This window comes from Sulfitobacter aquimarinus (assembly GCF_040149565.1).
Classification (GTDB): Bacteria; Pseudomonadota; Alphaproteobacteria; order Rhodobacterales; family Rhodobacteraceae; genus Sulfitobacter; species Sulfitobacter aquimarinus.
Window position 1 is genome coordinate 478,667 of the sequence record NZ_JBEFLO010000001.1, and the last position, 20,036, is coordinate 498,702.

The following is a 20,036-nucleotide window of genomic DNA, read 5'->3' on the forward strand; positions in this document are numbered from 1 at the left end:
TGGCAGATTACTCTTCGTTATATCTGTAACCGATACCATAGAGCGTCTCAATCGCCGAGAATTCACCGTCGGCAGTGCGCATTTTCTTGCGCAGACGTTTGATGTGGCTGTCGATTGTGCGATCATCAACGTAGACTTGGTCATCATAGGCGACATCCATCAGCTGATCGCGTGACTTCACGAAACCGGGGCGTTGGGCCAAGGCTTGCAGCAGCAGGAATTCCGTCACGGTCAGCGATACGTCCTTGCCTTTCCACGCAACCGCATGGCGCAGCGGATCCATGCGCAGGTCGCCACGCTCCATCACTTTTGTCTCTTCGGTATCGCCAACTTCATCAGTGGCAACCGCGTCCTGACGGCGCAGAAGGGCGCGAATACGCTCAACCAACAGACGCTGCGAAAACGGTTTTTTCACATAGTCGTCGGCGCCCATGCGCAGGCCCAGAACTTCGTCGATCTCGTCATCTTTGGAGGTGAGGAAGATCACAGGCATTGCCGTTTTCTGGCGCAGCCGTTGAAGCAAATCCATGCCGTCCATGCGCGGCATCTTGATGTCCAGCACCGCCATATCGGGCATACGTTTGTTAAACGCGTCCAATGCGGCCTGACCATCGTTATATGTTTCCACCTCAAAACCTTCGGCTTCAAGAGTCATCGAGACAGACGTCAGGATATTCCTGTCGTCGTCCACCAATGCAATTTTTGACATTGCCTGTTTCCTTGTGCTGCTCAATATATTCTTATTTTTTCAAACATTGATCACTCCTTTTGCTGGCGAATCAATCCCAAAGTGCGAATCGGCAGGCGCTACGGCCTTATTTCAGCCATAATTTGTTTAGGAATGGCTAAATTGCCTCACTTTGCGGGGGTTCATGGCCTGTATCGCTGCCCTCCCCTCCCGATGTGCGGCAATTCGGGCAAGCCTGCGATCAATTGCCTAAGTGGTGGCGCTAACTGTAGAAACGCGCCTGTTCAACGCGCAAATCATCGTGTTAAGAGGCCCGCGTACCCCTTGCCCGCTGCTCCCTCATTTGCGGGCAAATGCTTTTCAAAGCTGCGCAAAACGCACGGCGATCAAAGGAGACATTGCATGCAAACCGGACGGGTCAACCCGAACTTCAGCCTCGACGATCAAGGGATCAAGGGGCTCGGCAATGTCTATTACAACCTGATGGAGCCTGCGCTGATCGAAACCGCTCTCAAGCGCGACGAGGGCACATTGGGTAAAGGCGGCGCGTTTCTGGTCACCACCGGAAAATTCACAGGCCGCTCGCCCAAAGACAAACACGTGGTCATGTCCGACAGCGTAAAAGACACGATCTGGTGGGAGAACAACGCCGAGATGTCCGAGGCGGGTTTTGACGCGCTTTATAATGACATGCTGGCCCATATGGAGGGCGGCGATTACTTCGTCCAAGACCTCGTAGGCGGGGCAGACCCCAAACACGCAATCAACGTGCGCTTCGTGACCGAGCTTGCGTGGCACAACCTGTTCATCCGTCACATGATGCGTCGCCCCGACCGCGACCAGCTGGATGACTTCCTCGCGGATTTCACCGTCCTGAACTGCCCCAGCTTCTCTGCGGACCCTGCCAAACACGACTGCCGCTCCGAGACGGTGATCGCGATGAACTTTGACCGCAAGCTGATCCTGATCGGCGGCACGGAGTATGCGGGCGAGAACAAGAAATCCGTTTTCTCGCTGCTCAACTATCTGCTGCCCGATCAAGGTGTTATGCCGATGCACTGCTCGGCCAACCACGCGGTGGGCAACCCCGTTGATACAGCGATCTTCTTTGGCCTGTCGGGCACCGGCAAGACGACGCTGTCAGCTGATCCTGCCCGCACGCTGATCGGTGATGACGAACACGGCTGGTCCGACACGGGCACCTTCAACTTCGAGGGTGGCTGCTATGCCAAGACCATCAACCTCAGCGCCGAAGCAGAGCCCGAGATTTACGCCACGACCGAGAAATTCGGCACCGTGATCGAGAACATGGTCTATGACGACGAAACCAAAGACCTTGATTTCGACGATGACAGCCTGACCGCCAACATGCGCTGCGCCTACCCGCTGCACTATATCTCGAACGCGTCGAAGAAGGCCGTGGGCGGGCATCCCAAGAACATCATCATGCTGACATGTGACGCTTTCGGCACCCTGCCCCCCATCGCGCGCCTGACCCCTGCGCAGGCGATGTACCACTTCCTGTCGGGCTTTACCTCCAAAGTCGCTGGCACAGAGCGCGGCGTGACCGAGCCTGAGCCGACATTCTCGACCTGCTTTGGCGCGCCCTTCATGCCGCGCCGCCCCGAAGTGTATGGCAACATGCTGCGCGAAAAGATTGCCCAGCACGGCGCGACCTGCTGGCTGGTCAACACCGGCTGGACCGGTGGCGCCTATGGCACAGGTTCACGGATGCCGATCCGCGCCACGCGTGCGCTGCTGACGGCGGCACTCGACGGCACATTGGTCGCAGGCCAATTCCGCAAGGACGAGAATTTTGGCTTTGACGTGCCTGTATCCGTCCCTGGTGTGGCCGACATCCTGCTGGACCCGCGCCGGACATGGGATAACGCCGAAGCCTATGACCGTCAGGTGACCAAGCTGGTCGCCATGTTCGCCGAAAACTTTGAGCAATACATGCCGCACATCGACGATGAAGTGAAAGCGGCCGTTATCCGCTGAGCACGCCACATGTACCAAAAAGGCCGCAGCATTCCGTGCTGCGGCCTTTTTTTATTCAATATTCATAAAATTTTAACGATTTATGCTGCCATCGCCACAAGATCGTTAAGCGGCAGTTCCAGAACATAGTGCAAATCTTCGCGGTCCATATAGGCCATGAAGCCCTCGATCGGGTCCGCTACGTCCTTGAGAAACCAGCGTAATGCGCCAGGTTGTGTGTGCATCCATCCTGTCCGCTCGGCCAAGCCTTTAAAGGCAATTCCTTTGGCCATGAAAGCAATCATATGGTCGGGATCCCAATGCTGGATCGCTTCAAAAAAGCCGTAGCGGCCCAATACGCAAGACATGCCTTGGCCTCGCAAACTGTCGGCCCCCGGCGCAATCCAGAACTCGCCATGGTATGCGACCGATCCGCGCATGCGCTTGGCATTGGGGCCCGCACGGAATCGCGAGCGGCCCAAATCAAGCCCCGGAATAGAGGGCGGGAATTCGCGGAACCGCTTGGTAAAATAGTCGCCGACTGTCATGCCGTTCATGTCCAACAGCCGCACCGCCTGGGTGTGGACAATCTCGCCCTCGATGTTGCGACCAACAATCCAGAATGCGTTATTCCGCGACATATCATGCACTTGCGGATCATAGGGCGCGCCCAACTGGTGGTCTGGACGGGCTTCTTTCAGGAGCGTCCGATAGTGTTCAAAATCATATCCGACCTCTAGCGTGACGCCATACCGCTGAAAAATCTCAGCGCTATTAGCCACGAATCGGTCGCCGGTCTGCATCGTTAAAAGTGTCATTTGGAATCGCCTCTTGGTTCGGTACACCCATAGGTTACCGAACTATTGACGAGAACACCCGCAATTACCGCTTATGGAATAAAATCTACTGACGCCTTCTTCGGCACATCCTCCAATAACGTCGGTTCAAGGTCTGTAATGCGAACTTCGCAGGCCCGGTCGACCACGGACACAATCGCGTGGGAGCCGTCCGGCATCTGCGCCCCGAGAAGGAGGCGATCAAACGCGATCAGTTGCAGCGGGCCGTCGCCATACAACCGCATTCTGGTGACGATCTGGTCCAACCGCATCCCATGGCCGCTGTTCACATCCGTGAAGGGCGCATTTGCAAGGCTGGCAAACTCCTCGCCACCGGGAAACTGGTTGAGGTTACGGCCCACGCTACTGCGCGCTTCGGCCCAGCCAAACCAGTTCGAGTAGAACGATCTTTCTCCGACTTCGACGCAGATCCAGCCTTCAGCGATCTCCCGATATGCCAGCACATAGGGGCGCACCTGCGCCATGTGGGGGCTTTCAATTTTGCCCTCGCTCATCGTCCACGCCTTTACCGCAGCACGCAGCAGATCGGACTTGCCGGACCAGATAGCGCTGATCGGTTGCTGTTGCTGGTCATAGGTCCAACCGCCTGTTCCGCCAAAAGAAAACCGCAGCATACCCCCGACATCCTGAAATTTTCCCTGATACCAAACGCCGCCCTGATCCAGCAAAAGCTGCGCGGGCGCGACCGCGCGTGCGCCCATATCCGTCAGCGAATAGCGGCGCTGCTGCACGTCAAACAGCTTGCCCTCCATCGCGTCCTCAAGCTGGGTAATGTGGCGGCGCACCGTCTGGCGTGTACTGCCCAACTCCTCGACCGCTTGCGACAGGTTCAGGGTGCGCGCAAGTGCTGTGAACGAACGCATCATCTCATGCAACAGCGCGGGCGTGCTGCGCAACTGAGACTCTACTTTTTCGATCTTGCGATTCTCGTTCATAGCGAACGTATGTAACCAAATCACCCATCAATGCAACATAAATCACCCATTATGGAGTGATAAAAAGTACATAAACTTCACAAAAATGATCGGAAACTTTTTAAATCTATCCAATTGATCAAATTCGGGAATTTTCGGAAAAACGATGAAAGGCACAACCAGAGGTTAACTAAATGGCACATCCAGTTGATATTCACGTAGGACGCAAACTTAAACAGGTTCGCACCTTGCGCCGGTTCTCCCAGACAGACGTCGCCACACGTCTTGGTCTGTCGTTCCAACAAATTCAGAAATACGAGATCGGCTCAAACAGAATTGCGGCAAGCCGTTTGTTCGAACTTGCGAAGATTTTTGAGATTTCGCCCGCGTATTTCTTCGAAGGTCTCGACGAAGAGGAAACAACGCAGCGCGACTCAGGGATGGAGATCGTTGCCGCGCTGGCGTCCATCAGCGACGAAACGCTGAAAACACGGATTGTCACATTTATCGAAGACGTCTCTGGCATGACAGTGGCGCGGCAGGCGTAACCTAGCCCACTACTGCCCGCCTGATCAGGTTCAGCCCCACCGCGATCAACACAAACAGTGTTGCGCGACGAAAGGCGGCCTGATCAATGCGGTCCATCACCGCCATGCCCACCCACATGCCCATAAAGGCCGTGGGCACCATGGCAACCGAAAAGCCTATGGTCTCGGCCCGCAGCACCCCCGATGTGGTGTGGGCCAGCACCAACACCACCGCGCCAAGGCCATAGATCACGCCCTGAATGCGCATCTGATCGTGCTTTTGTGTGTCCAGCGCCGTCAGGTAGGCCACCGTAGGCGCCCCCCAATTCCCTGACAGCCCGCCCATACTTCCTGCGACAATGCCTGCAGCCGCCTCGGAGCGCGGGGTGCGGCGGCTCAGGCGGAAGCTGTATCCGCTCAGTTGCAGAACCGCAAAGAAGGTCACCGGCACGCCAATCACCGCCAGCATCAGCCGATCGGGCAACAGCGGCACCAGCTGCGCGCACAGGACCATCGCGACGCCCCCCACCATCAAAAACACCCTGAAGGCGCGAACTGATTCGAGCGCGGCACGCACCCCCTGCCGCAACGCTTGTTGCGCATTGGTGGCCAACGTCGGAACGATCAACCCCGCCAAGGCAAGCTCTGGCGGCATAAAAACCGTAAGCCCCGAGATAAAGATAAGCGGCATGCCAAAACCCACCACTCCCTTTATAAAACCTGCTAGAATGCCGACAGCCGCAGCCAGCGCTAATTCCGACAAAGACATAAGTGGGAAAAACGTTTCCATAGCACTACATACCAAACCAACGTGGCAAGGCGAGCCGGAATTGACTGCGAAACTATCGACCAAATTGCCGCAGCGAAACGTATGTTTGTTGCGCTGCACCTGCAAAGAGATTATGCGTTCGCTAAGCGGAAAAAGGATATGACAATGGCACATGACGGACAGTTGAATGTAGAGGCGCCGATCCTCCTCGAGGATCTGCTGACACTCACCGCAGCGGCGGTAGAGCCGGTCGAAGCTATCTTGGCACGGGCAACAGATACTGTGCGCGATTTGGTCAGCGACGGCGGCCGCGTCTCGAACGCGCTGGTCGAACAGCACCAGACGGCGGCCCACGGCCTTGCGTGGCTTGCAACCTACGCGCAATCGCTGCGCCAGATGCAATCCTGGGCAGAGCGGATGAGCACCGAAGGTAAATTCGGCGAGACAGAGGCCCTGATCCACCAGATCGCCTTTGGCGAATACCTTTTGCAGATTTACGGCGGCATCCAGATGAACCAGGGCGAGATCGTGCGCCTTCAGGATCTGGGCCTGTCCCAAGACGACCAGCGCGGCCTGATGCAGCCAGCGATCCAGACGCTCACCCAAGGCGGCAATACCCAAGCGGCACGTACCCGACTGGTTGAACTGATGCAGGAACACTCGGCCAATGTCACCGTTGGTGCATCCGGCCTTGACGAAGAGTTGGAGATGATCCGCGAACAGTTCCGCCGCTATGCCGTCGAAAAGGTCGAGCCCTTCGCGCACGAATGGCACCTCAAGGATGAGCTGATCCCGATGGAGGTCATCGACGAGCTGGCCGAAATGGGCGTTTTCGGCCTGACCATCCCCGAAGAATACGGCGGCTTCGGCCTCTCAAAAGCATCCATGTGCGTCGTCTCCGAAGAACTCTCTCGCGGGTACATCGGCGTAGGCTCACTCGGCACCCGCTCCGAGATCGCGGCAGAACTGATCATCGCAGGCGGCACCGAAGAGCAAAAGCAGAAATGGCTGCCAAAACTCGCCTCGGCCGAGACGCTGCCGACAGCAGTATTCACCGAGCCGAACACAGGCTCCGACCTCGGCTCGCTTCGCACGCGTGCGGTCAAGGACGCCGACGGCAATTACACGATCACCGGCAACAAGACGTGGATCACCCACGCCACGCGGACCCAGGTGATGACCTTGCTGGCCCGCACGGACCCCGAGACAGACAACTACAAAGGCCTGTCCATGTTCCTTGCCGAGAAAACCCCCGGCACCGAGGAAGACCCCTTTCCCACCGACGGCATGACCGGTGGCGAGATCGAGGTACTGGGCTACCGCGGCATGAAAGAATATGAATTGGCGTTTGACGGCTTCGCTGTCAAAGGCGAGAATCTTTTGGGCGGTGAAGAAGGCAAAGGCTTTAAACAGCTGATGGAAACCTTCGAAAGCGCGCGCATACAGACCGCCGCCCGCGCCATCGGCGTGGCGCAATCCGCGCTCGACATCTCGATGCAATACGCGATCGACCGCAAGCAATTCGGCAAATCCTTGATCAACTTCCCCCGTGTGTCGTCCAAACTGGCGATGATGGCGGTCGAAATCATGGTCGCCCGTCAGCTGACGTATTTCTCGGCCTTCGAAAAGGACGAGGGCCGCCGCTGTGACGTCGAGGCCGGCATGGCCAAACTGCTCGGCGCACGTGTGGCATGGGCGGCTGCGGACAACGGGCTGCAGATCCACGGCGGCAACGGCTTCGCGCTAGAGTATAAAATCTCCCGCGTGCTGTGTGATGCGCGTATCCTCAACATCTTTGAGGGGGCGGCCGAAATTCAGGCACAGGTCATTGCCCGTCGCATCATGGGCTAGGCGCTTTGCGCTAAACTCCGCCGACCAAATTAAAGGCGCGCTATTGTGGCGCGCCTTTTCGCGTCATACTTGAAGTGTATGAACACAACACGCCTTTCGCCCGAAAAATGGATCGACGCAGGCTTTGCCGCGCTGATTGCACGCGGCCCTGCGTCCCTTGCCGCAGAACCGCTGGCCCGCTCTCTTGGCACGACCAAGGGGTCGTTCTACTGGCATTTCAAAGACGTGCCTGCCTACCATGCCGCACTGGTGCGCGATTGGCATACAAAGGCGCTGTCGCAGGTGATGGCGCAACTTTCTGATGACACCCCGACCGACACCCGCCTGCGGAAATTTGGCCGCACCGTTCTGGATAACCCTGTCGAAGCCGCCCTACGCCTTTGGGCCCAAAGCGACCCTATCGTCGCCGCCAGCCTGCGCGAGGTAGATGCCGAGAGGCTCACCTACCTCTCCCACCTGTTGAAACAGTTCGGCCTGCGCAATCCCGCCTTCGCTCAGGCGGTTCTTTCCGTACTCATTGGCCTGCCCCAGACCGAAGCGGCCCAAGACCCCCACGCCGCCTTTGATGCGCTGGTCGACACGATTGTGGCGCTCGCATGAAAGTGCTTTTGCTTTGCGCATCGTGCCTGCTGGCCCTTGGCGCGTGTCGCGGTGATACCCCCGCAAGCGTCTTCGGCGGGTCCGATCAAATCTGGACCCTCAAAACACTGAACGGACAGGTATTCCCCGCAACGGCAACCCTCACCATCCCCAAAACAGGCGAAATCAACGGACGCGCGCCATGCAACCGCTACTTCGGCGCGCTGACAGGCACCTACCCTGCATTCAACGCAGGCCCCATCGGCAGCACAAAAATGGCCTGCCCGAACATGCGCGCCGAAAACGCCTATCTGGACGCGCTCGGATCCGCGACAACAGCAACAGTTTCCAACAACACCCTTACCCTGACGAATGGCAGCGGGTTGGAAATGGTATTTACAAACGACGGCTGAACGCTTCGACAAAACGCGCACGCGCTGCGGGCAAGGGCTTGCTTCCCAAATCCGCCGCTAAGCGCTCGGACAGGAAATACCCTGTTGTCTGGAAAGCTTGCGCGATCTCGGCATCATCCCCCGCGCCTTCACCGCGCAGAATATCAGGCAAAGGCAACAACCGCTCGGCCCACTCCCCCGCGCCCTCCCGCGACACCGCCCGCCCCGACTTGGGCGAGACATAGACCAACCCCTCGGTCGCGCCGGTCACAGCACAGCTGCTCAGGTCCAAGCCAAAGCCCATCTCCTCCAACAGCGCCAACTCCCACCGTAGATAGGCAAGCGGCCACAAATCCGCCTCCCCCAACAGATCCAACAGGCTTTCCGTGCGGGCATAAAGCGGCAGATGCACCTCGCGCTCGGGCAGGCAAAAGCTGACCAGCCCAGTCACAGCGTTCAAACCCGCCAACGCCAACCGATCCCCCATCGCCACGGCGGCACGGCTGCGCACAGGTTCAACTGTGAATGCACCGATATGATCTTCCAAACGCGCCCGCCAAGTGACATCAAGCTGCGCACCAGGTTGCAGAATCGGCGCGATCTTGCGACTGGTCCCGCCACGCACAACCCCTGCATGGCGCCCATGCGACGGCGTAAACACTTCAATAATAGCTGACGTCTCACCATGCCTGCGCGCGCTCAGCAATATCCCCTGATCGCGCCAGTCCATCAGGCCAATCCCTCTTGGTCCAACAAATGCCGACCTGCGCGGTCCTCGACTTCAATCACCCAAAGATCAGGGTCAAACCCGCGCTGCCGCGCCACAGCCTCGTCCATCTCGCGCTCAGGTCCCGCCGCCAATTCAGCCCAAACCCGCGCCCCGCTCATCATGTCAAATGACCGCTGATACAAAGCTGCCCGCCCATCCAGCGTCGCCAGTTTGACCAGCACAGCCCCGCCCGTGTCATCCCCATGCGCAACAACAAAGGCAGGAATATCAAACACCCGCAAACGCGCCAAATACGCATCCACCCAAAACCGCGCTGTCAGACGTGCCACAGGCCCGGCTTCTTTATTTTGCCTTTAAACTCAATTCCGCAAAAGCCCCAAGCGTTCCCGCCGGTCACTGGTTACCGTCCTTGAACTCAAGCCCCATTTCAGAATACCGCTCGGCATCCTCCAACCAGTTAGGCCGTACTTTAACCTGCAAAAACAGATGGATCTTCCGCCCAAGGAACTCTTCCAGCTCTTCGCGGGCCGCTTTACTCACGGCTTTGATCGTCTCGCCCTTGTTGCCCAGCACGATCCCCTTATGCCCGTCGCGCATCACATAGATCAGCTGGTCAATCTTGGCCGAGCCATCCTTGCGCTCTTCCCAATTCTCCGTCTCGACGGTCAGCTGATAGGGCAGTTCCTGATGCAAACGCAGCGTCAGCTTTTCGCGGGTCATTTCGGCGGCGATCATCCGCATGGGCAAATCCGCAATCTGGTCTTCGGGATAGAGCCACGGGCCTTCGGGCACTTCGCCCGCCAGCCACTCACGCAGCACGCCCACGCCGTGCCCCTTCTCGGCCGAGATCATGAAGGTCTCGATAAACGGATAGGCCTCGTTCAGCTTGGCGCTCAGCCCCAGCAGAACAGGCGCTTCGACGCGGTCAATCTTGTTGATAGCCAGCGCCACGCGGGCGCCTTCACCGATCTCGCCCAAACGCTCCAGAATACGCTCGACGCCTTCTGTCACACCGCGCTGCGCTTCGACCAGCAACACGACGACATCCGCATCAGACGCCCCACCCCACGCAGCGGCAACCATGGCGCGGTCCAGACGGCGGCGCGGCTGGAACAGGCCGGGCGTGTCGACAAACACGATCTGGCTGCCCCCTTCCATCGCGACCCCGCGGATACGTGCGCGGGTGGTCTGCACCTTATGCGTCACAATCGAGACTTTGGCCCCGACCATGCGGTTCAACAACGTGGACTTGCCCGCGTTCGGCTCTCCGATGAGCGCGACGAACCCTGCGCGTCTGCCGGCTGTGTTGGTATCATCGCTCATTTATCTTGCTCCAATTGCGCCAGCAACTTGGTTGCGGCGTCTTGTTCTGCGGCGCGTTTGGCACCTGCTGTGGCGCTTGCTGTTTCACCGGTCGAGAGTTTCGCCGCGATGGTAAATATCGGCGCATGGTCCGGCCCGCTACGGTTCGTCAAAACATAGGCCGGCGGCTCTAGCCCGCGTGCCTGCGCCCATTCTTGCAGCGATGTCTTGGCGTCGCGTGCATCTTCCTTCACAGAGGTTGTGCGCGCCCCCCACAGCCGCAGGATCAGCGCCCGTGCGGCATCAAACCCGCCGTCAACGTAAACCGCCGCAATCACCGCCTCCATCGCATCGCCCAGCAACGCCTGCTTGCGCCGCCCGCCCGACAACATCTCGGAGCGGCCAAGCCGCAGCACGGCGCCAATATCAATCTCACGGGCCACATCCGCACAAGCTTCCTTGCGGACCAATGCGTTGAACCGCGGGGCCAACTGCCCCTCAGAGGCTTGGGTATCAAGGTTCAAAAGCGCCTCGGCCATCACCAGCCCCAGCACACGGTCGCCCAGAAACTCCAACCGCTGGTTGTCATCGCGGTTGGGCGTGGACATTGACGCATGCGTCACCGCCTCGCTCAGCAGTTTGGGCGTCTGGAATTCATAGCCCAAGCGTTGCTGGAACGCCTTCAGTTCCGCCGACAGCTTCACTGGACCCCTTTGAAGAAACGGTCGCCGCGCCACGTCCAGAAGAACAGCATCGACCGACCCGCCGAGCTGAAGACAATGCGGTCTGCGCGGCCAATCAGGTTCTCGTAAGGAACAAACCCCACGCCGCCCGCCGTCTGTGCCAAACGGCTGTCGGCAGAGTTATCGCGGTTGTCGCCCATGAAGAAATAATGCCCTTCGGGAACCGAATAGATGCCCGTGCGGTCAGACGCCTGCGGCCCGATGTTCAGGACAGGATAGCTGACGCCGTTTGGCAACGTCTCGATTGCGCGCTCTTTCGAGCAGACGCCGCCCTGTCCCACCGCACCATTGGCGCAACGCGGACGCAGACCTTGTGGACCTTGCAGTTCCATCAGTTCGTCGAATTGACCGTCGGCAACCTGCGTCGCAGGCTCCCCGTTGATTTGAATAACGCCGCCCGTGATCTGGATCTTGTCACCGGGCATCCCGATCAGACGTTTGATATAGTCACGGCCCGATACAGGATGACGGAAGACAACCACATCGCCGCGCTCGGGATCGCTGCCCCACAGGCGGGTGTTGTCACCATCAACCGCGCCGCACAGCTTTTTCGCATCGAGGTTGATGCCAAAACGCGGGATCACGATGCTGGGACAGGACGCATAGGAATAGCCGTAGGCGAACTTGTTCACGAACAGAAAATCACCAATCAGCAACGTCTGCTTCATCGAGCCTGACGGGATCCAGAAAGGTTGGAAAAACAGCGTGCGGAAAACACCCGCGATCAGCAGCGCATAGACGACCGTTTTAATTGTTTCGACAATAGCATTGCCTGTCTTTTCGGTCTCGGCCATGCGGCGCTCCTATCTACATTTCCTATGGGTACATGCGCAGGGCAACGCGCAGTGTCAAGGTGCGGTGGCCGCAACGGGCCGTGCCTCAATCACGACAAAAGCCTGCGCCCACGGGTGATCATCGGTCAGGGTAACATGAATGATCGCCTCGTGGCCTGCGGGGGTCATGGATGCCAAACGCTCGGCGGCCCAGCCCGTTACTTCCATCACGGGCTGTCCCGTGCGCAAATTGCTGACCGCCATATCACGCCAGCTGATCCCCATGCGCAGCCCCGTTCCCAACGCCTTTGAACACGCCTCTTTCGCGGCCCAGCGTTTGGCATAGGTGCCTGCCACATCTTTGCGGCGCTCGGCCTTGGCCTGCTCAACCTCGGTGAAAACGCGGTTGCGGAACCTGTCGCCAAAACGGTCAAGCGTGCCTTGAATACGCTCGATATTCGCCAGATCGGTCCCGATACCAAGGATCATCCGTTCAGGCCCGCGCCGCGTCCATCAGGCGGCGCATCTCGGCCATCGCAGGGGCGAGACCCAGAAAGATCGCCTCGCCGATCAGGAAGTGCCCGATGTTCAGCTCTACCACTTCGGGAAAAGCCGCAACGGGGCTGACAGTATCATAGGTGAGCCCGTGGCCCACGTGCATTTCAAGGCCGAGGCTGTGGCCGTATGTGGCCATCTCACGCAGCTTTGCCAGCTCGGCATCCGCCACGTCAAACCGCCCTTCGTGGTAGGCATCGCAATATGCGCCCGAGTGCAGCTCGACCACTTGTGCGCCAATGCGGTGCGCGGCTTCGACCTGACGCATATCGGCGGCGATAAAGATCGACACGCGGCAGCCTGCCTCGCGCAAAGGGGCGATGAAATGCGCCAGCTTGTTTTCCTCACGCGCGACCTCCAGACCGCCTTCGGTGGTCCGTTCCTCACGCTTTTCGGGGACAATGCAAACGGCGTGGGGTTTGTGGCGCAGGGCGATCTGCTGCATCTCGTCCGTGGCTGCCATCTCGAAGTTGAGCGGCACAGTCAGCATATCCATCAGCCCTTCGATATCGGCGTCAGAGATATGGCGGCGGTCTTCGCGCAGATGCGCGGTGATGCCATCGGCGCCTGCCTCTTGGGCGATACGGGCAGCGCGCAAAGGATCGGGCGTGTCGCCGCCGCGTGCATTGCGCACAGTCGCCACGTGGTCGATGTTCACACCCAAACGCAGTTTGCCTTGCTCAGCCATTCGCTTTTTCCTTCTTCTTCTGTTCCGAAGCGCGCTTTTTCTCTTCGGCTTTGGCCGCTGTCTTGGCCTTCAGCACTTCGAACTTTTGCTTGATCAGCCCGCGCCTGCGTTTTTGATACGCCCGCAACACCGGCACCGCCAGATAGTAAGAGATAGTCGCGAAAAACACGCCGGCCAGCACGCCGCCCATCAAATAGGGGTAGAACACCTCCCGCGAGAAGATCGCGAGGCCCGACCAATCCATCCGGTCAGGCGTGAAGATTGCAATGAAATTGTGCCAAAGATCGCTGCCCGCATCCGCGAACTTGCGGCTCAGCGCGCGCAGCTCGCCCTCTTGCAGCTCGGTGCCTGTGATCCAGTGTCCGGTTTTGAGAGAGGCCAGCGTGATGAACACAAAGGTGAACGGGTTGCCGACAAAGGTCGCCATAAGCGATGCAAGGATGTTGCCCTTCATCAGTTTCGAGATCAGCACCGCAAAGAAGAAATGCATCCCGAACAGCGGCGTGAAGGTGATGAACACACCAGCCCAGATGCCACGGGCGATGCGCTCGGGGCTGTCGGGCAAACGGCGCATCCGGTGTTTGACATAATGGAACGCCCGCGTCCAACCACCGCGCGGCCACAGCAGCTCTGCCATCTTGCGCAGAAACGGCTTTGGATCGCGGCGTTTAAAAATCACAAAGTCTGCTCCACCGCGGCGATGGCATCCGCCTGCCGCCCTGAATCCCGATACCTGCTGAGCGCGGCCACGTTGCTCTCGGCCTCAAGCGTCAACATCAAAGAATGCATCTGCGCGAGATCACGGAATTCCGCCCGCACCAGCACACGGAAGAAATCTGGTTTGCGGTCGACGAAATTCAAGTCCGCAATATTGGCCCCCGCCTCCCCGATCAGGGTGCAGATGCGGCCCAGCACACCACGGTCGTTCGCGACAGTAAGGTCAAGCGTAGCGCCATAAACCGCAGGATGGCTGCCATCATGCCAGCGCAGGTCAAGCCAACGCTCGGGCTGCTCCTCATACACGCTGAGCCTGTCGCAATCGATGGCGTGCAGCGTCACGCCCTTGCCGCGGAAGGTAATGCCCACGATCCGCTCTCCGGGAAGCGGCTCACAGCAGGTGGCGCGGTCAAACGACTGGCCGGGTTGCAGGCCCACAACAGCGCGTTTGCGGTCTACCTCGTCGCCGTCAATTTCGGCCAGCTCGGGGTAGACCGCGTTGAGAACTTCGCGGCTGGTCCGCTCGGCGCTGCCCAATTGTTCCAGCAGTTCGTCCACATCATTCAGCCGCAGCGTACGCGCCGCCGTGGCCAGCGCCTTGTCCGTCGGCTTCTTGCCCACCATCTCGAAGGCAGAGCGCGCCAGCTCTTGGCCCAGCTTGATAAAGCGGCCGCGATCTTCTTCGCGCAGGGCACGGCGGATGGCGGTTTTTGCCTTGCCTGTCGTGGCGATATCCAGCCACGTCACCTGCGGTGTTTGCGCTTCGGCAGTGATCACCTCTACCGATTGGCCGTTCTTGATCCGCGTCCACAGAGGCACGCGAATGCCGTCCACTTTGGCGCCCACACAGGCCGACCCGATGCGCGTGTGGATCGCATAGGCAAAGTCGATCGGCGTGGCGCCCCGCGGCAGTTTGATGACCTCCCCCTTGGGGGTAAAGCAAAACACCTTGTCGGCGTACATCTCCAGTTTGACAGCCTCAAGAAAGGCACCGTGATCGTCTTCGCCGTCGAATTGTTCGGTCAGCTGCGCGATCCATTTGGTCGGATCCACGGCAAAGGGGTTTTGCGTGCGCACCCCGTCACGATAGGACCAATGCGCGGCGACGCCTGTTTCGGCCACATCATGCATTTGCTGGGTGCGTATCTGCACCTCGACCCGCTTGCCGTCACGCCCCGATACAGTCGCATGAATCGATCGGTAGCCGTTGGTTTTGGGCTGGCTGATGTAATCTTTGAACCGGCCCGGCACAGCGCGCCAACGGCGGTGGATCACGCCCAGCGCACGATAGCAGTCTTCCTCGCTTTGGGTGATGATGCGAAAACCGTAGATGTCCGACAGCCGTGAGAAGGATTGCTCTTTCTCCTCCATTTTGCGCCAGATCGAATAGGGCTTTTTGGCGCGCCCGAACACATCGGCCTGCACGCCTGCGGCTTCCAGTTCGGACCGCATATCGGTGGTGATCCGTGCGATCACATCACCCGCTTCCTTTTGCAACGTGATAAAGCGGCGCATGATGGAGGACCGCGCGTCGGGGTTGAGAACGCGAAACGCCAAGTCCTCAAGCTCTTCGCGCATCCACTGCATACCCATGCGGCCCGCAAGCGGCGCAAAAATATCCATCGTCTCACGCGCTTTTTGCGCCTGCTTTTCGGGGCGCATCGCCTTGATCGTGCGCATGTTGTGCAGACGGTCCGATAGCTTTACCAGAATGACGCGCAGGTCCTTGGACATCGCCATGAACAGCTTGCGGAAATTCTCGGCCTGTTTTGTCTCGGTCGAGTTGAGTTGCAGATTCGTGAGCTTGGTCACCCCGTCTACCAGCTCGGCCACCTCATGACCGAACAATTCCTGCACCTCGGAATACGAGGCGGGCGTGTCCTCGATCGTGTCGTGCAGCAGGGCGGTGATGATGCTTTTATCGTCCAGCTGTTGCTCCGCCAGAATGGCGGCAACGGCGACGGGGTGGGTGAAATACGGCTCACCCGAGTGGCGGAACTGCCCCTCATGCATCCGCGCGCCATAGGAGAAGGCGTCGCGAATCAGTTCTTCGTTTGTTTTGGGGTTAAACCCGCGAACCAATGTGACGAGGTCATCGGCAGTCGTTGTCATTCTCTGCCTCAGCCTTCAGGCAGGACGATGCGTCCCGCCGCGTGTCACCCTTGGCCTTGCGCCGCCATCAACTGACGCAAAAGCATTTCTTCGGACATGCTGTCCTCTTCGGGCTTGTCCTGCTCGGCACCCATAAGGATCGCCATGGCGTCCTCTTCGGGCTCGTCCACCTCGATCTGGTGCTGGTTGCTTTCGATCAGGCGCTCGCGCAGATCATCCGCCGACTGTGTTTCATCCGCGATTTCACGCAGGGAAACGACAGGGTTCTTATCGTTGTCGCGGTCCACTGTAGGCGCGGACCCCGCCGAGATTTCGCGGGCGCGGTGCGCGGCCAACATAACCAGATCGAACCGGTTCGGGACTTTATCAACACAATCTTCAACGGTGACGCGGGCCATTGGACGCTCCAATAAATATATCTGCTAGAAGGGGGTACTTAGGCCCGTTTCCCTTGATTTACAAGCGCCAATTACAGGGCCACAACCTCGGCCCGCGCAGCATCGGGCAGCGCGTCGTGCATGTCGCGGACGGTCAATCCGGTCAGCGGATGGCGCCAATCGGGTGCAATATCCATCAAAGGAACCAGCACAAAGGCACGCTCGGCCAGGCGCGGGTGCGGCACGATCAACTGCGCAGGCGTCGCTTTTGTATGCTCTTGCGGGGGCAATTCGCGCCAGTATTGCTGGGTTTGCGCATCAGGCGCTACCTCTTGACCGATGGCGATCAAATCCAGATCCAGCGTGCGGGCGCCCCACCTGACCGCCCGCTCACGACCAAAACGCGCCTCTACAGTATGTAGTACGGCCAGCGTTTCTTCTGGATCAAAGGGTGTCTCGGCGCAGATTACGCCATTCACAAAATCAGGCCCCGCACCCGCAGGAAACGCAGGCGTGGCATAGGCGCGGCTGCGGGCGCGAATCACGAGACCCCGCGCATCCAGCGCATTAAGGGCTTCAACCACAAGTTGGATTGACGTAAGTTGCTCCAATCCAAGGTTGGAGCCGTAAGAAATATAGCAAACTTTTTTTATCGTGGGCGACTTCACGCTACTTTTCCCCATGACGGTGCCTTGCTTGATTTTACATATTGGTTACAACGGCGTCCAAACAGGATTAAGTCCAGAAGTATTTTGTCTGGTGCTTTGATTTTAATAGCTGCGAACAGCGAAATTCATTTGGGGAAATGAAATGTTTTACAAAGATGAACGGCTGGCCCTCTTCATAGACGGGTCAAACCTTTATGCCGCGGCAAAGACCCTCGGCTTTGACATTGATTACAAGCTCTTGCGATCAGAATTCATGCGCCGCGGCAAGCTGCTGCGCGCCTTCTACTATACCGCGCTTCTGGAGAATGACGAATATTCGCCGATCCGCCCGCTGGTGGATTGGCTGCATTACAACGGCTTCTCGATGGTGACGAAGCCCGCGAAGGAGTACACCGACAGCATGGGCCGCCGTAAGGTGAAGGGCAACATGGACATCGAACTGGCCGTGAATGCGATGGAGCTGGCGCCACACGTCGATCACATCGTGATTTTCTCGGGCGATGGCGACTTTCGCCCATTGGTAGAAAGCGTGCAGCGCCAAGGTGTGCGCGTGTCGGTTGTATCCACCATCCGCAGCCAACCGCCGATGATTTCCGACGATCTGCGCCGTCAGGCCGATAACTTCATCGAGCTGGACGACCTGCGCGATGTCATCGGCCGCCCCCCTCGTGAGCCGCGTGAACCCCGCGAGCCGGCGATGGCAGGGGCAGAGCCCAAAGACGACTGACACGCACTCCCGACAGACCAAAAGCCGCGCATCACCCTGCGCGGCTTTTTGCATTTATGACCGCCACAAATTGAACGCATCACATAACCGTTGCTTTTGCAGGGCATCAACTGGACCTGCGCCGCCCGAACCCCTAGTTTGAGGCCAAGCAGGAGAAGCCGATGAACAAATCACCCCTCACCCTCTATCTGGCCGCGCCGCGCGGGTTTTGCGCAGGCGTTGACCGCGCAATCAAGATCGTCGAGATGGCGATCGAAAAATGGGGCGCGCCTGTCTATGTCCGTCACGAAATTGTGCACAACAAATTCGTGGTCGATGGCCTGCGCGACAAGGGCGCTGTGTTTGTGGAAGAACTGTCCGAATGCCCCGATGACCGCCCCGTGATCTTTTCCGCCCACGGCGTGCCAAAATCCGTGCCGAACGCGGCACAGGCCCGCAACATGGTTTATGTTGACGCCACCTGCCCCCTTGTAAGCAAAGTCCACATCGAGGCCCAGCGCCACGCCGATGCGGGCCTGCAAATGATCATGATCGGCCACGAGGGCCATCCCGAAACTGTGGGCACAATGGGCCAGTTGCCGCAGGGCGAGGTTCTTTTGGTCGAAGTCCCCGAAGACGTTGCCACAGTGCAGGTGCGCGATGAGACAAAGCTCGCTTATGTCACACAAACCACGCTGAGCATTGATGACACCGCCGACATCGTCGCCGCACTTCAGGCGCGGTTCCCGCAGATTGTCGGGCCGCACAAGGAAGACATCTGCTATGCCACCACAAACCGTCAGGAAGCGGTCAAGGCAATGGCCCCCAAATGCGACGCCATGCTTGTCGTGGGCGCGCCCAACTCGTCCAACTCGAAACGGTTGGTCGAAGTAGGCTCGCGGGCGGGCTGCGCCTATGCGCAACTGGTGCAGCGCGCCGATGACATCGACTGGCGCGCCTTGGACGGCATCACCAGCATTGGCATCACCGCAGGCGCAAGCGCGCCAGAGGTGCTGATCAACGAGGTCATCGACGCGTTCAAATCACGCTATGACGTGACCGAGGAACTGGTGGAAACAGCCGTGGAAAACGTGGAATTCAAAGTGCCGAGAGTTTTGCGACAAACGGCTTGAATTTCATCCGCAGCGCACAGCAGCCGTGGTGCCAGAGTGACAGATGCTGCGTTGCCAATGAATGTCGACTTAAGGTAGAGTCCGCGTGATGGTTTGAAATCCACAAGCGTCCCCTCCGCACGCTTTAGCACTCGGTTTCCTTGCCATTCTAAACACCATGAAAGTCTGCCATGACACTGTTCACGATCGACTGGTTGCCGCTATTGCGCGAGTTCATTACGCTTTTGGTTGTAATTGACCCCGTAGGGACAATTCCGGTTTATCTCTTTGCTGTCGCAAGCGTGCCTGCGCATCTACATCGTCGTTTCGCCCTTCGTGCGGTTGCCATTGCAACATTGGTTCTGCTCGCCTTTCTTGTGGGGGGGCAGGTGGTTCTTGAAACACTTGGTCTGCGCCTCGGCTCTTTCCAGATTGCCGGAGGGGTCATTCTATTTCTGTTCGCGCTCTCCATGATCTTCGGCGACTCAAAGCCTCAAACCGAAATCTCGGAAGCCGAACGCGATCACCTATCTGGCGCAGTCTTCCCGCTGGCGATGCCCTCCATTGCATCCCCCGGCGCGATGTTAGCCATAGTGATACTGACCGAAAACAGCTCGAACACTTTGGCCGAGCAAGCAACCACAGCGGCGCTGCTGGTCCTTGTTCTTGCGCTTACCCTTGCTCTGCTTCTGGCCGCGACCTTCGTCCATCGGCTGATTGGCGATACCGGCGCGTCGGTAATTTCACGGGTCATGGGCATCATCCTCGCGACTATCGCCGTCGACGCTATCCTTGGCGGTTTCGATACGCTGAACATCCTTGACGTCGCCCCCGCCGAAAACCCCAGTCCGCTGAACGAGGGGGCCGAATAGCCTTTTGTGCTTCTACGGAAATATTGCAGGTTCGCGGATGAGGACGGGCTGCCCGAAGGAAAAATGCCCTCGCGTTGACCGCCCCCATGAAATCAGACCCATTTGCGAGGCCTGAAAAGCAGCC

23 protein-coding genes are annotated in these 20,036 nt (G+C 58.7%); 8 read left to right on the forward strand and 15 right to left on the reverse strand.

Going from position 1 to position 20,036, the window contains the following annotated elements; all coding sequences use genetic code 11:
* Window positions 1–7: 7 nt before the first annotated feature.
* Window positions 8–709 (reverse strand): response regulator transcription factor, encoded by a 702-nt coding sequence (locus tag ABMC88_RS02480; RefSeq protein WP_349575240.1) that lies wholly within the window; start codon window positions 707–709, stop codon window positions 8–10.
* A 381-nt stretch (window positions 710–1,090) separates the two neighbouring features.
* On the opposite strand from ABMC88_RS02480, the gene ABMC88_RS02485 reads away from it, so the two are divergent.
* Complete coding sequence (locus ABMC88_RS02485; RefSeq protein ID WP_349575241.1) at window positions 1,091–2,689, forward strand: phosphoenolpyruvate carboxykinase; 1,599 nt, start codon at window positions 1,091–1,093, stop codon at window positions 2,687–2,689.
* An 80-nt stretch (window positions 2,690–2,769) separates the two neighbouring features.
* Here the strand turns inward: ABMC88_RS02485 and ABMC88_RS02490 are convergent, their stop codons facing one another.
* On the reverse strand, window positions 2,770–3,486 hold the full coding sequence (locus ABMC88_RS02490) for a hypothetical protein (protein ID WP_349575242.1): 717 nt from the start codon (window positions 3,484–3,486) through the stop codon (window positions 2,770–2,772).
* A 71-nt stretch (window positions 3,487–3,557) separates the two neighbouring features.
* Window positions 3,558–4,460 carry a LysR family transcriptional regulator gene (locus tag ABMC88_RS02495; protein WP_349575243.1) on the reverse strand — a complete coding sequence of 301 codons (903 nt, stop codon included), beginning with the start codon at window positions 4,458–4,460 and terminating at the stop codon, window positions 3,558–3,560.
* Between the two features lie 173 nt (window positions 4,461–4,633).
* On the opposite strand from ABMC88_RS02495, the gene ABMC88_RS02500 reads away from it, so the two are divergent.
* Window positions 4,634–4,987 carry a helix-turn-helix domain-containing protein gene (locus ABMC88_RS02500; protein WP_349575244.1) on the forward strand — a complete coding sequence of 118 codons (354 nt, stop codon included), beginning with the start codon at window positions 4,634–4,636 and terminating at the stop codon, window positions 4,985–4,987.
* A 1-nt stretch (window position 4,988) separates the two neighbouring features.
* Here the strand turns inward: ABMC88_RS02500 and ABMC88_RS02505 are convergent, their stop codons facing one another.
* A complete protein-coding gene (locus ABMC88_RS02505) occupies window positions 4,989–5,756 on the reverse strand; it encodes a sulfite exporter TauE/SafE family protein (protein WP_349575245.1) in 768 nt (255 codons plus the stop codon).
* A gap of 144 nt (window positions 5,757–5,900) precedes the next feature.
* Here ABMC88_RS02505 and ABMC88_RS02510 point away from each other — a divergent pair, with 144 nt between their 5' ends.
* From ABMC88_RS02510 to ABMC88_RS02520, 3 genes are all read left to right on the forward strand, one after another.
* Complete coding sequence (locus tag ABMC88_RS02510) at window positions 5,901–7,586, forward strand: acyl-CoA dehydrogenase family protein (protein WP_349575246.1); 1,686 nt, start codon at window positions 5,901–5,903, stop codon at window positions 7,584–7,586.
* A 78-nt stretch (window positions 7,587–7,664) separates the two neighbouring features.
* Window positions 7,665–8,186 (forward strand): TetR/AcrR family transcriptional regulator, encoded by a 522-nt coding sequence (locus tag ABMC88_RS02515; RefSeq protein WP_349575247.1) that lies wholly within the window; start codon window positions 7,665–7,667, stop codon window positions 8,184–8,186.
* Entirely contained in the window at window positions 8,183–8,578 is a 396-nt protein-coding gene (locus ABMC88_RS02520) for an META domain-containing protein (RefSeq protein WP_349575248.1), read from the forward strand. The genes ABMC88_RS02515 and ABMC88_RS02520 overlap by 4 nt, the downstream gene beginning before the upstream one ends.
* Here the strand turns inward: ABMC88_RS02520 and recO are convergent.
* The 11 genes from recO to folK all read right to left on the reverse strand — a co-directional run bounded on the left by recO (window position 8,562) and on the right by folK (window position 17,237).
* A complete protein-coding gene (recO, locus tag ABMC88_RS02525) occupies window positions 8,562–9,287 on the reverse strand; it encodes a DNA repair protein RecO (protein WP_349575249.1) in 726 nt (241 codons plus the stop codon). The two genes, ABMC88_RS02520 and recO, sit on opposite strands and share 17 nt — an antisense overlap.
* Window positions 9,287–9,616, reverse strand: coding sequence for a DUF1491 family protein (locus tag ABMC88_RS02530; RefSeq protein ID WP_349575250.1), 330 nt, complete (start codon window positions 9,614–9,616; stop codon window positions 9,287–9,289). Before ABMC88_RS02530 ends, recO begins: the two co-directional genes overlap by 1 nt.
* Window positions 9,617–9,680: 64 nt before the next feature.
* Entirely contained in the window at window positions 9,681–10,610 is a 930-nt protein-coding gene (gene era, locus ABMC88_RS02535) for a GTPase Era (protein ID WP_349575251.1), read from the reverse strand.
* Window positions 10,607–11,293, reverse strand: a complete 687-nt coding sequence (gene rnc, locus ABMC88_RS02540) for a ribonuclease III (RefSeq protein ID WP_349575252.1) — start codon at window positions 11,291–11,293, stop codon at window positions 10,607–10,609. Before rnc ends, era begins: the two co-directional genes overlap by 4 nt.
* Window positions 11,290–12,126, reverse strand: coding sequence for a signal peptidase I (gene lepB, locus ABMC88_RS02545; RefSeq protein ID WP_349575253.1), 837 nt, complete (start codon window positions 12,124–12,126; stop codon window positions 11,290–11,292). Before lepB ends, rnc begins: the two co-directional genes overlap by 4 nt.
* Window positions 12,127–12,180: 54 nt before the next feature.
* Window positions 12,181–12,594 carry a holo-ACP synthase gene (gene acpS, locus ABMC88_RS02550; RefSeq protein WP_349575254.1) on the reverse strand — a complete coding sequence of 138 codons (414 nt, stop codon included), beginning with the start codon at window positions 12,592–12,594 and terminating at the stop codon, window positions 12,181–12,183.
* Between the two features lie 4 nt (window positions 12,595–12,598).
* Window positions 12,599–13,348: a pyridoxine 5'-phosphate synthase gene (locus tag ABMC88_RS02555; protein ID WP_349575255.1), complete on the reverse strand. Its 750-nt coding sequence runs from the start codon at window positions 13,346–13,348 to the stop codon at window positions 12,599–12,601.
* The gene (locus tag ABMC88_RS02560; protein WP_349575256.1) at window positions 13,341–14,027 is read right to left on the reverse strand and encodes a DUF2062 domain-containing protein; all 687 of its coding nucleotides are present in this window, start codon (window positions 14,025–14,027) and stop codon (window positions 13,341–13,343) included. The genes ABMC88_RS02555 and ABMC88_RS02560 overlap by 8 nt, the downstream gene beginning before the upstream one ends.
* Window positions 14,024–16,177, reverse strand: coding sequence for a RelA/SpoT family protein (locus tag ABMC88_RS02565; protein WP_349575257.1), 2,154 nt, complete (start codon window positions 16,175–16,177; stop codon window positions 14,024–14,026). Before ABMC88_RS02565 ends, ABMC88_RS02560 begins: the two co-directional genes overlap by 4 nt.
* 44 nt (window positions 16,178–16,221) lie before the next feature.
* Complete coding sequence (gene rpoZ / locus ABMC88_RS02570; protein ID WP_349575258.1) at window positions 16,222–16,575, reverse strand: DNA-directed RNA polymerase subunit omega; 354 nt, start codon at window positions 16,573–16,575, stop codon at window positions 16,222–16,224.
* Between the two features lie 71 nt (window positions 16,576–16,646).
* Window positions 16,647–17,237: a 2-amino-4-hydroxy-6-hydroxymethyldihydropteridine diphosphokinase gene (gene folK / locus ABMC88_RS02575; RefSeq protein ID WP_349575259.1), complete on the reverse strand. Its 591-nt coding sequence runs from the start codon at window positions 17,235–17,237 to the stop codon at window positions 16,647–16,649.
* A 127-nt stretch (window positions 17,238–17,364) separates the two neighbouring features.
* Between folK and ABMC88_RS02580 the strand changes: the two genes are divergently transcribed.
* From ABMC88_RS02580 to ABMC88_RS02590, 3 genes are all read left to right on the forward strand, one after another.
* Window positions 17,365–17,949 (forward strand): LabA-like NYN domain-containing protein, encoded by a 585-nt coding sequence (locus tag ABMC88_RS02580; RefSeq protein WP_349575260.1) that lies wholly within the window; start codon window positions 17,365–17,367, stop codon window positions 17,947–17,949.
* Between the two features lie 161 nt (window positions 17,950–18,110).
* Window positions 18,111–19,061, forward strand: coding sequence for a 4-hydroxy-3-methylbut-2-enyl diphosphate reductase (gene ispH, locus ABMC88_RS02585; protein ID WP_349575261.1), 951 nt, complete (start codon window positions 18,111–18,113; stop codon window positions 19,059–19,061).
* 170 nt (window positions 19,062–19,231) lie between these two features.
* Window positions 19,232–19,912 carry a MarC family protein gene (locus tag ABMC88_RS02590; RefSeq protein ID WP_349575262.1) on the forward strand — a complete coding sequence of 227 codons (681 nt, stop codon included), beginning with the start codon at window positions 19,232–19,234 and terminating at the stop codon, window positions 19,910–19,912.
* Window positions 19,913–20,036 lie beyond the last annotated feature (124 nt).

Bases quoted from the DNA above. Each gene is read 5' to 3' on its own strand.
- ABMC88_RS02480 (WP_349575240.1), bottom strand. From the start codon at position 709: ATGTCAAAAATTGCATTGGTGGACGACGACAGGAATATCCTGACGTCT.
- ABMC88_RS02485 (WP_349575241.1), top strand. From the start codon at position 1,091: ATGCAAACCGGACGGGTCAACCCGAACTTCAGCCTCGACGATCAAGGG.
- ABMC88_RS02490 (WP_349575242.1), bottom strand. From the start codon at position 3,486: ATGACACTTTTAACGATGCAGACCGGCGACCGATTCGTGGCTAATAGC.
- ABMC88_RS02495 (WP_349575243.1), bottom strand. From the start codon at position 4,460: ATGAACGAGAATCGCAAGATCGAAAAAGTAGAGTCTCAGTTGCGCAGC.
- ABMC88_RS02500 (WP_349575244.1), top strand. From the start codon at position 4,634: ATGGCACATCCAGTTGATATTCACGTAGGACGCAAACTTAAACAGGTT.
- ABMC88_RS02505 (WP_349575245.1), bottom strand. From the start codon at position 5,756: ATGGAAACGTTTTTCCCACTTATGTCTTTGTCGGAATTAGCGCTGGCT.
- ABMC88_RS02510 (WP_349575246.1), top strand. From the start codon at position 5,901: ATGGCACATGACGGACAGTTGAATGTAGAGGCGCCGATCCTCCTCGAG.
- ABMC88_RS02515 (WP_349575247.1), top strand. From the start codon at position 7,665: ATGAACACAACACGCCTTTCGCCCGAAAAATGGATCGACGCAGGCTTT.
- ABMC88_RS02520 (WP_349575248.1), top strand. From the start codon at position 8,183: ATGAAAGTGCTTTTGCTTTGCGCATCGTGCCTGCTGGCCCTTGGCGCG.
- recO (WP_349575249.1), bottom strand. From the start codon at position 9,287: ATGGACTGGCGCGATCAGGGGATATTGCTGAGCGCGCGCAGGCATGGT.
- era (WP_349575251.1), bottom strand. From the start codon at position 10,610: ATGAGCGATGATACCAACACAGCCGGCAGACGCGCAGGGTTCGTCGCG.
- lepB (WP_349575253.1), bottom strand. From the start codon at position 12,126: ATGGCCGAGACCGAAAAGACAGGCAATGCTATTGTCGAAACAATTAAA.
- acpS (WP_349575254.1), bottom strand. From the start codon at position 12,594: ATGATCCTTGGTATCGGGACCGATCTGGCGAATATCGAGCGTATTCAA.
- ABMC88_RS02555 (WP_349575255.1), bottom strand. From the start codon at position 13,348: ATGGCTGAGCAAGGCAAACTGCGTTTGGGTGTGAACATCGACCACGTG.
- ABMC88_RS02565 (WP_349575257.1), bottom strand. From the start codon at position 16,177: ATGACAACGACTGCCGATGACCTCGTCACATTGGTTCGCGGGTTTAAC.
- rpoZ (WP_349575258.1), bottom strand. From the start codon at position 16,575: ATGGCCCGCGTCACCGTTGAAGATTGTGTTGATAAAGTCCCGAACCGG.
- folK (WP_349575259.1), bottom strand. From the start codon at position 17,237: ATGGGGAAAAGTAGCGTGAAGTCGCCCACGATAAAAAAAGTTTGCTAT.
- ABMC88_RS02580 (WP_349575260.1), top strand. From the start codon at position 17,365: ATGTTTTACAAAGATGAACGGCTGGCCCTCTTCATAGACGGGTCAAAC.
- ispH (WP_349575261.1), top strand. From the start codon at position 18,111: ATGAACAAATCACCCCTCACCCTCTATCTGGCCGCGCCGCGCGGGTTT.
- ABMC88_RS02590 (WP_349575262.1), top strand. From the start codon at position 19,232: ATGACACTGTTCACGATCGACTGGTTGCCGCTATTGCGCGAGTTCATT.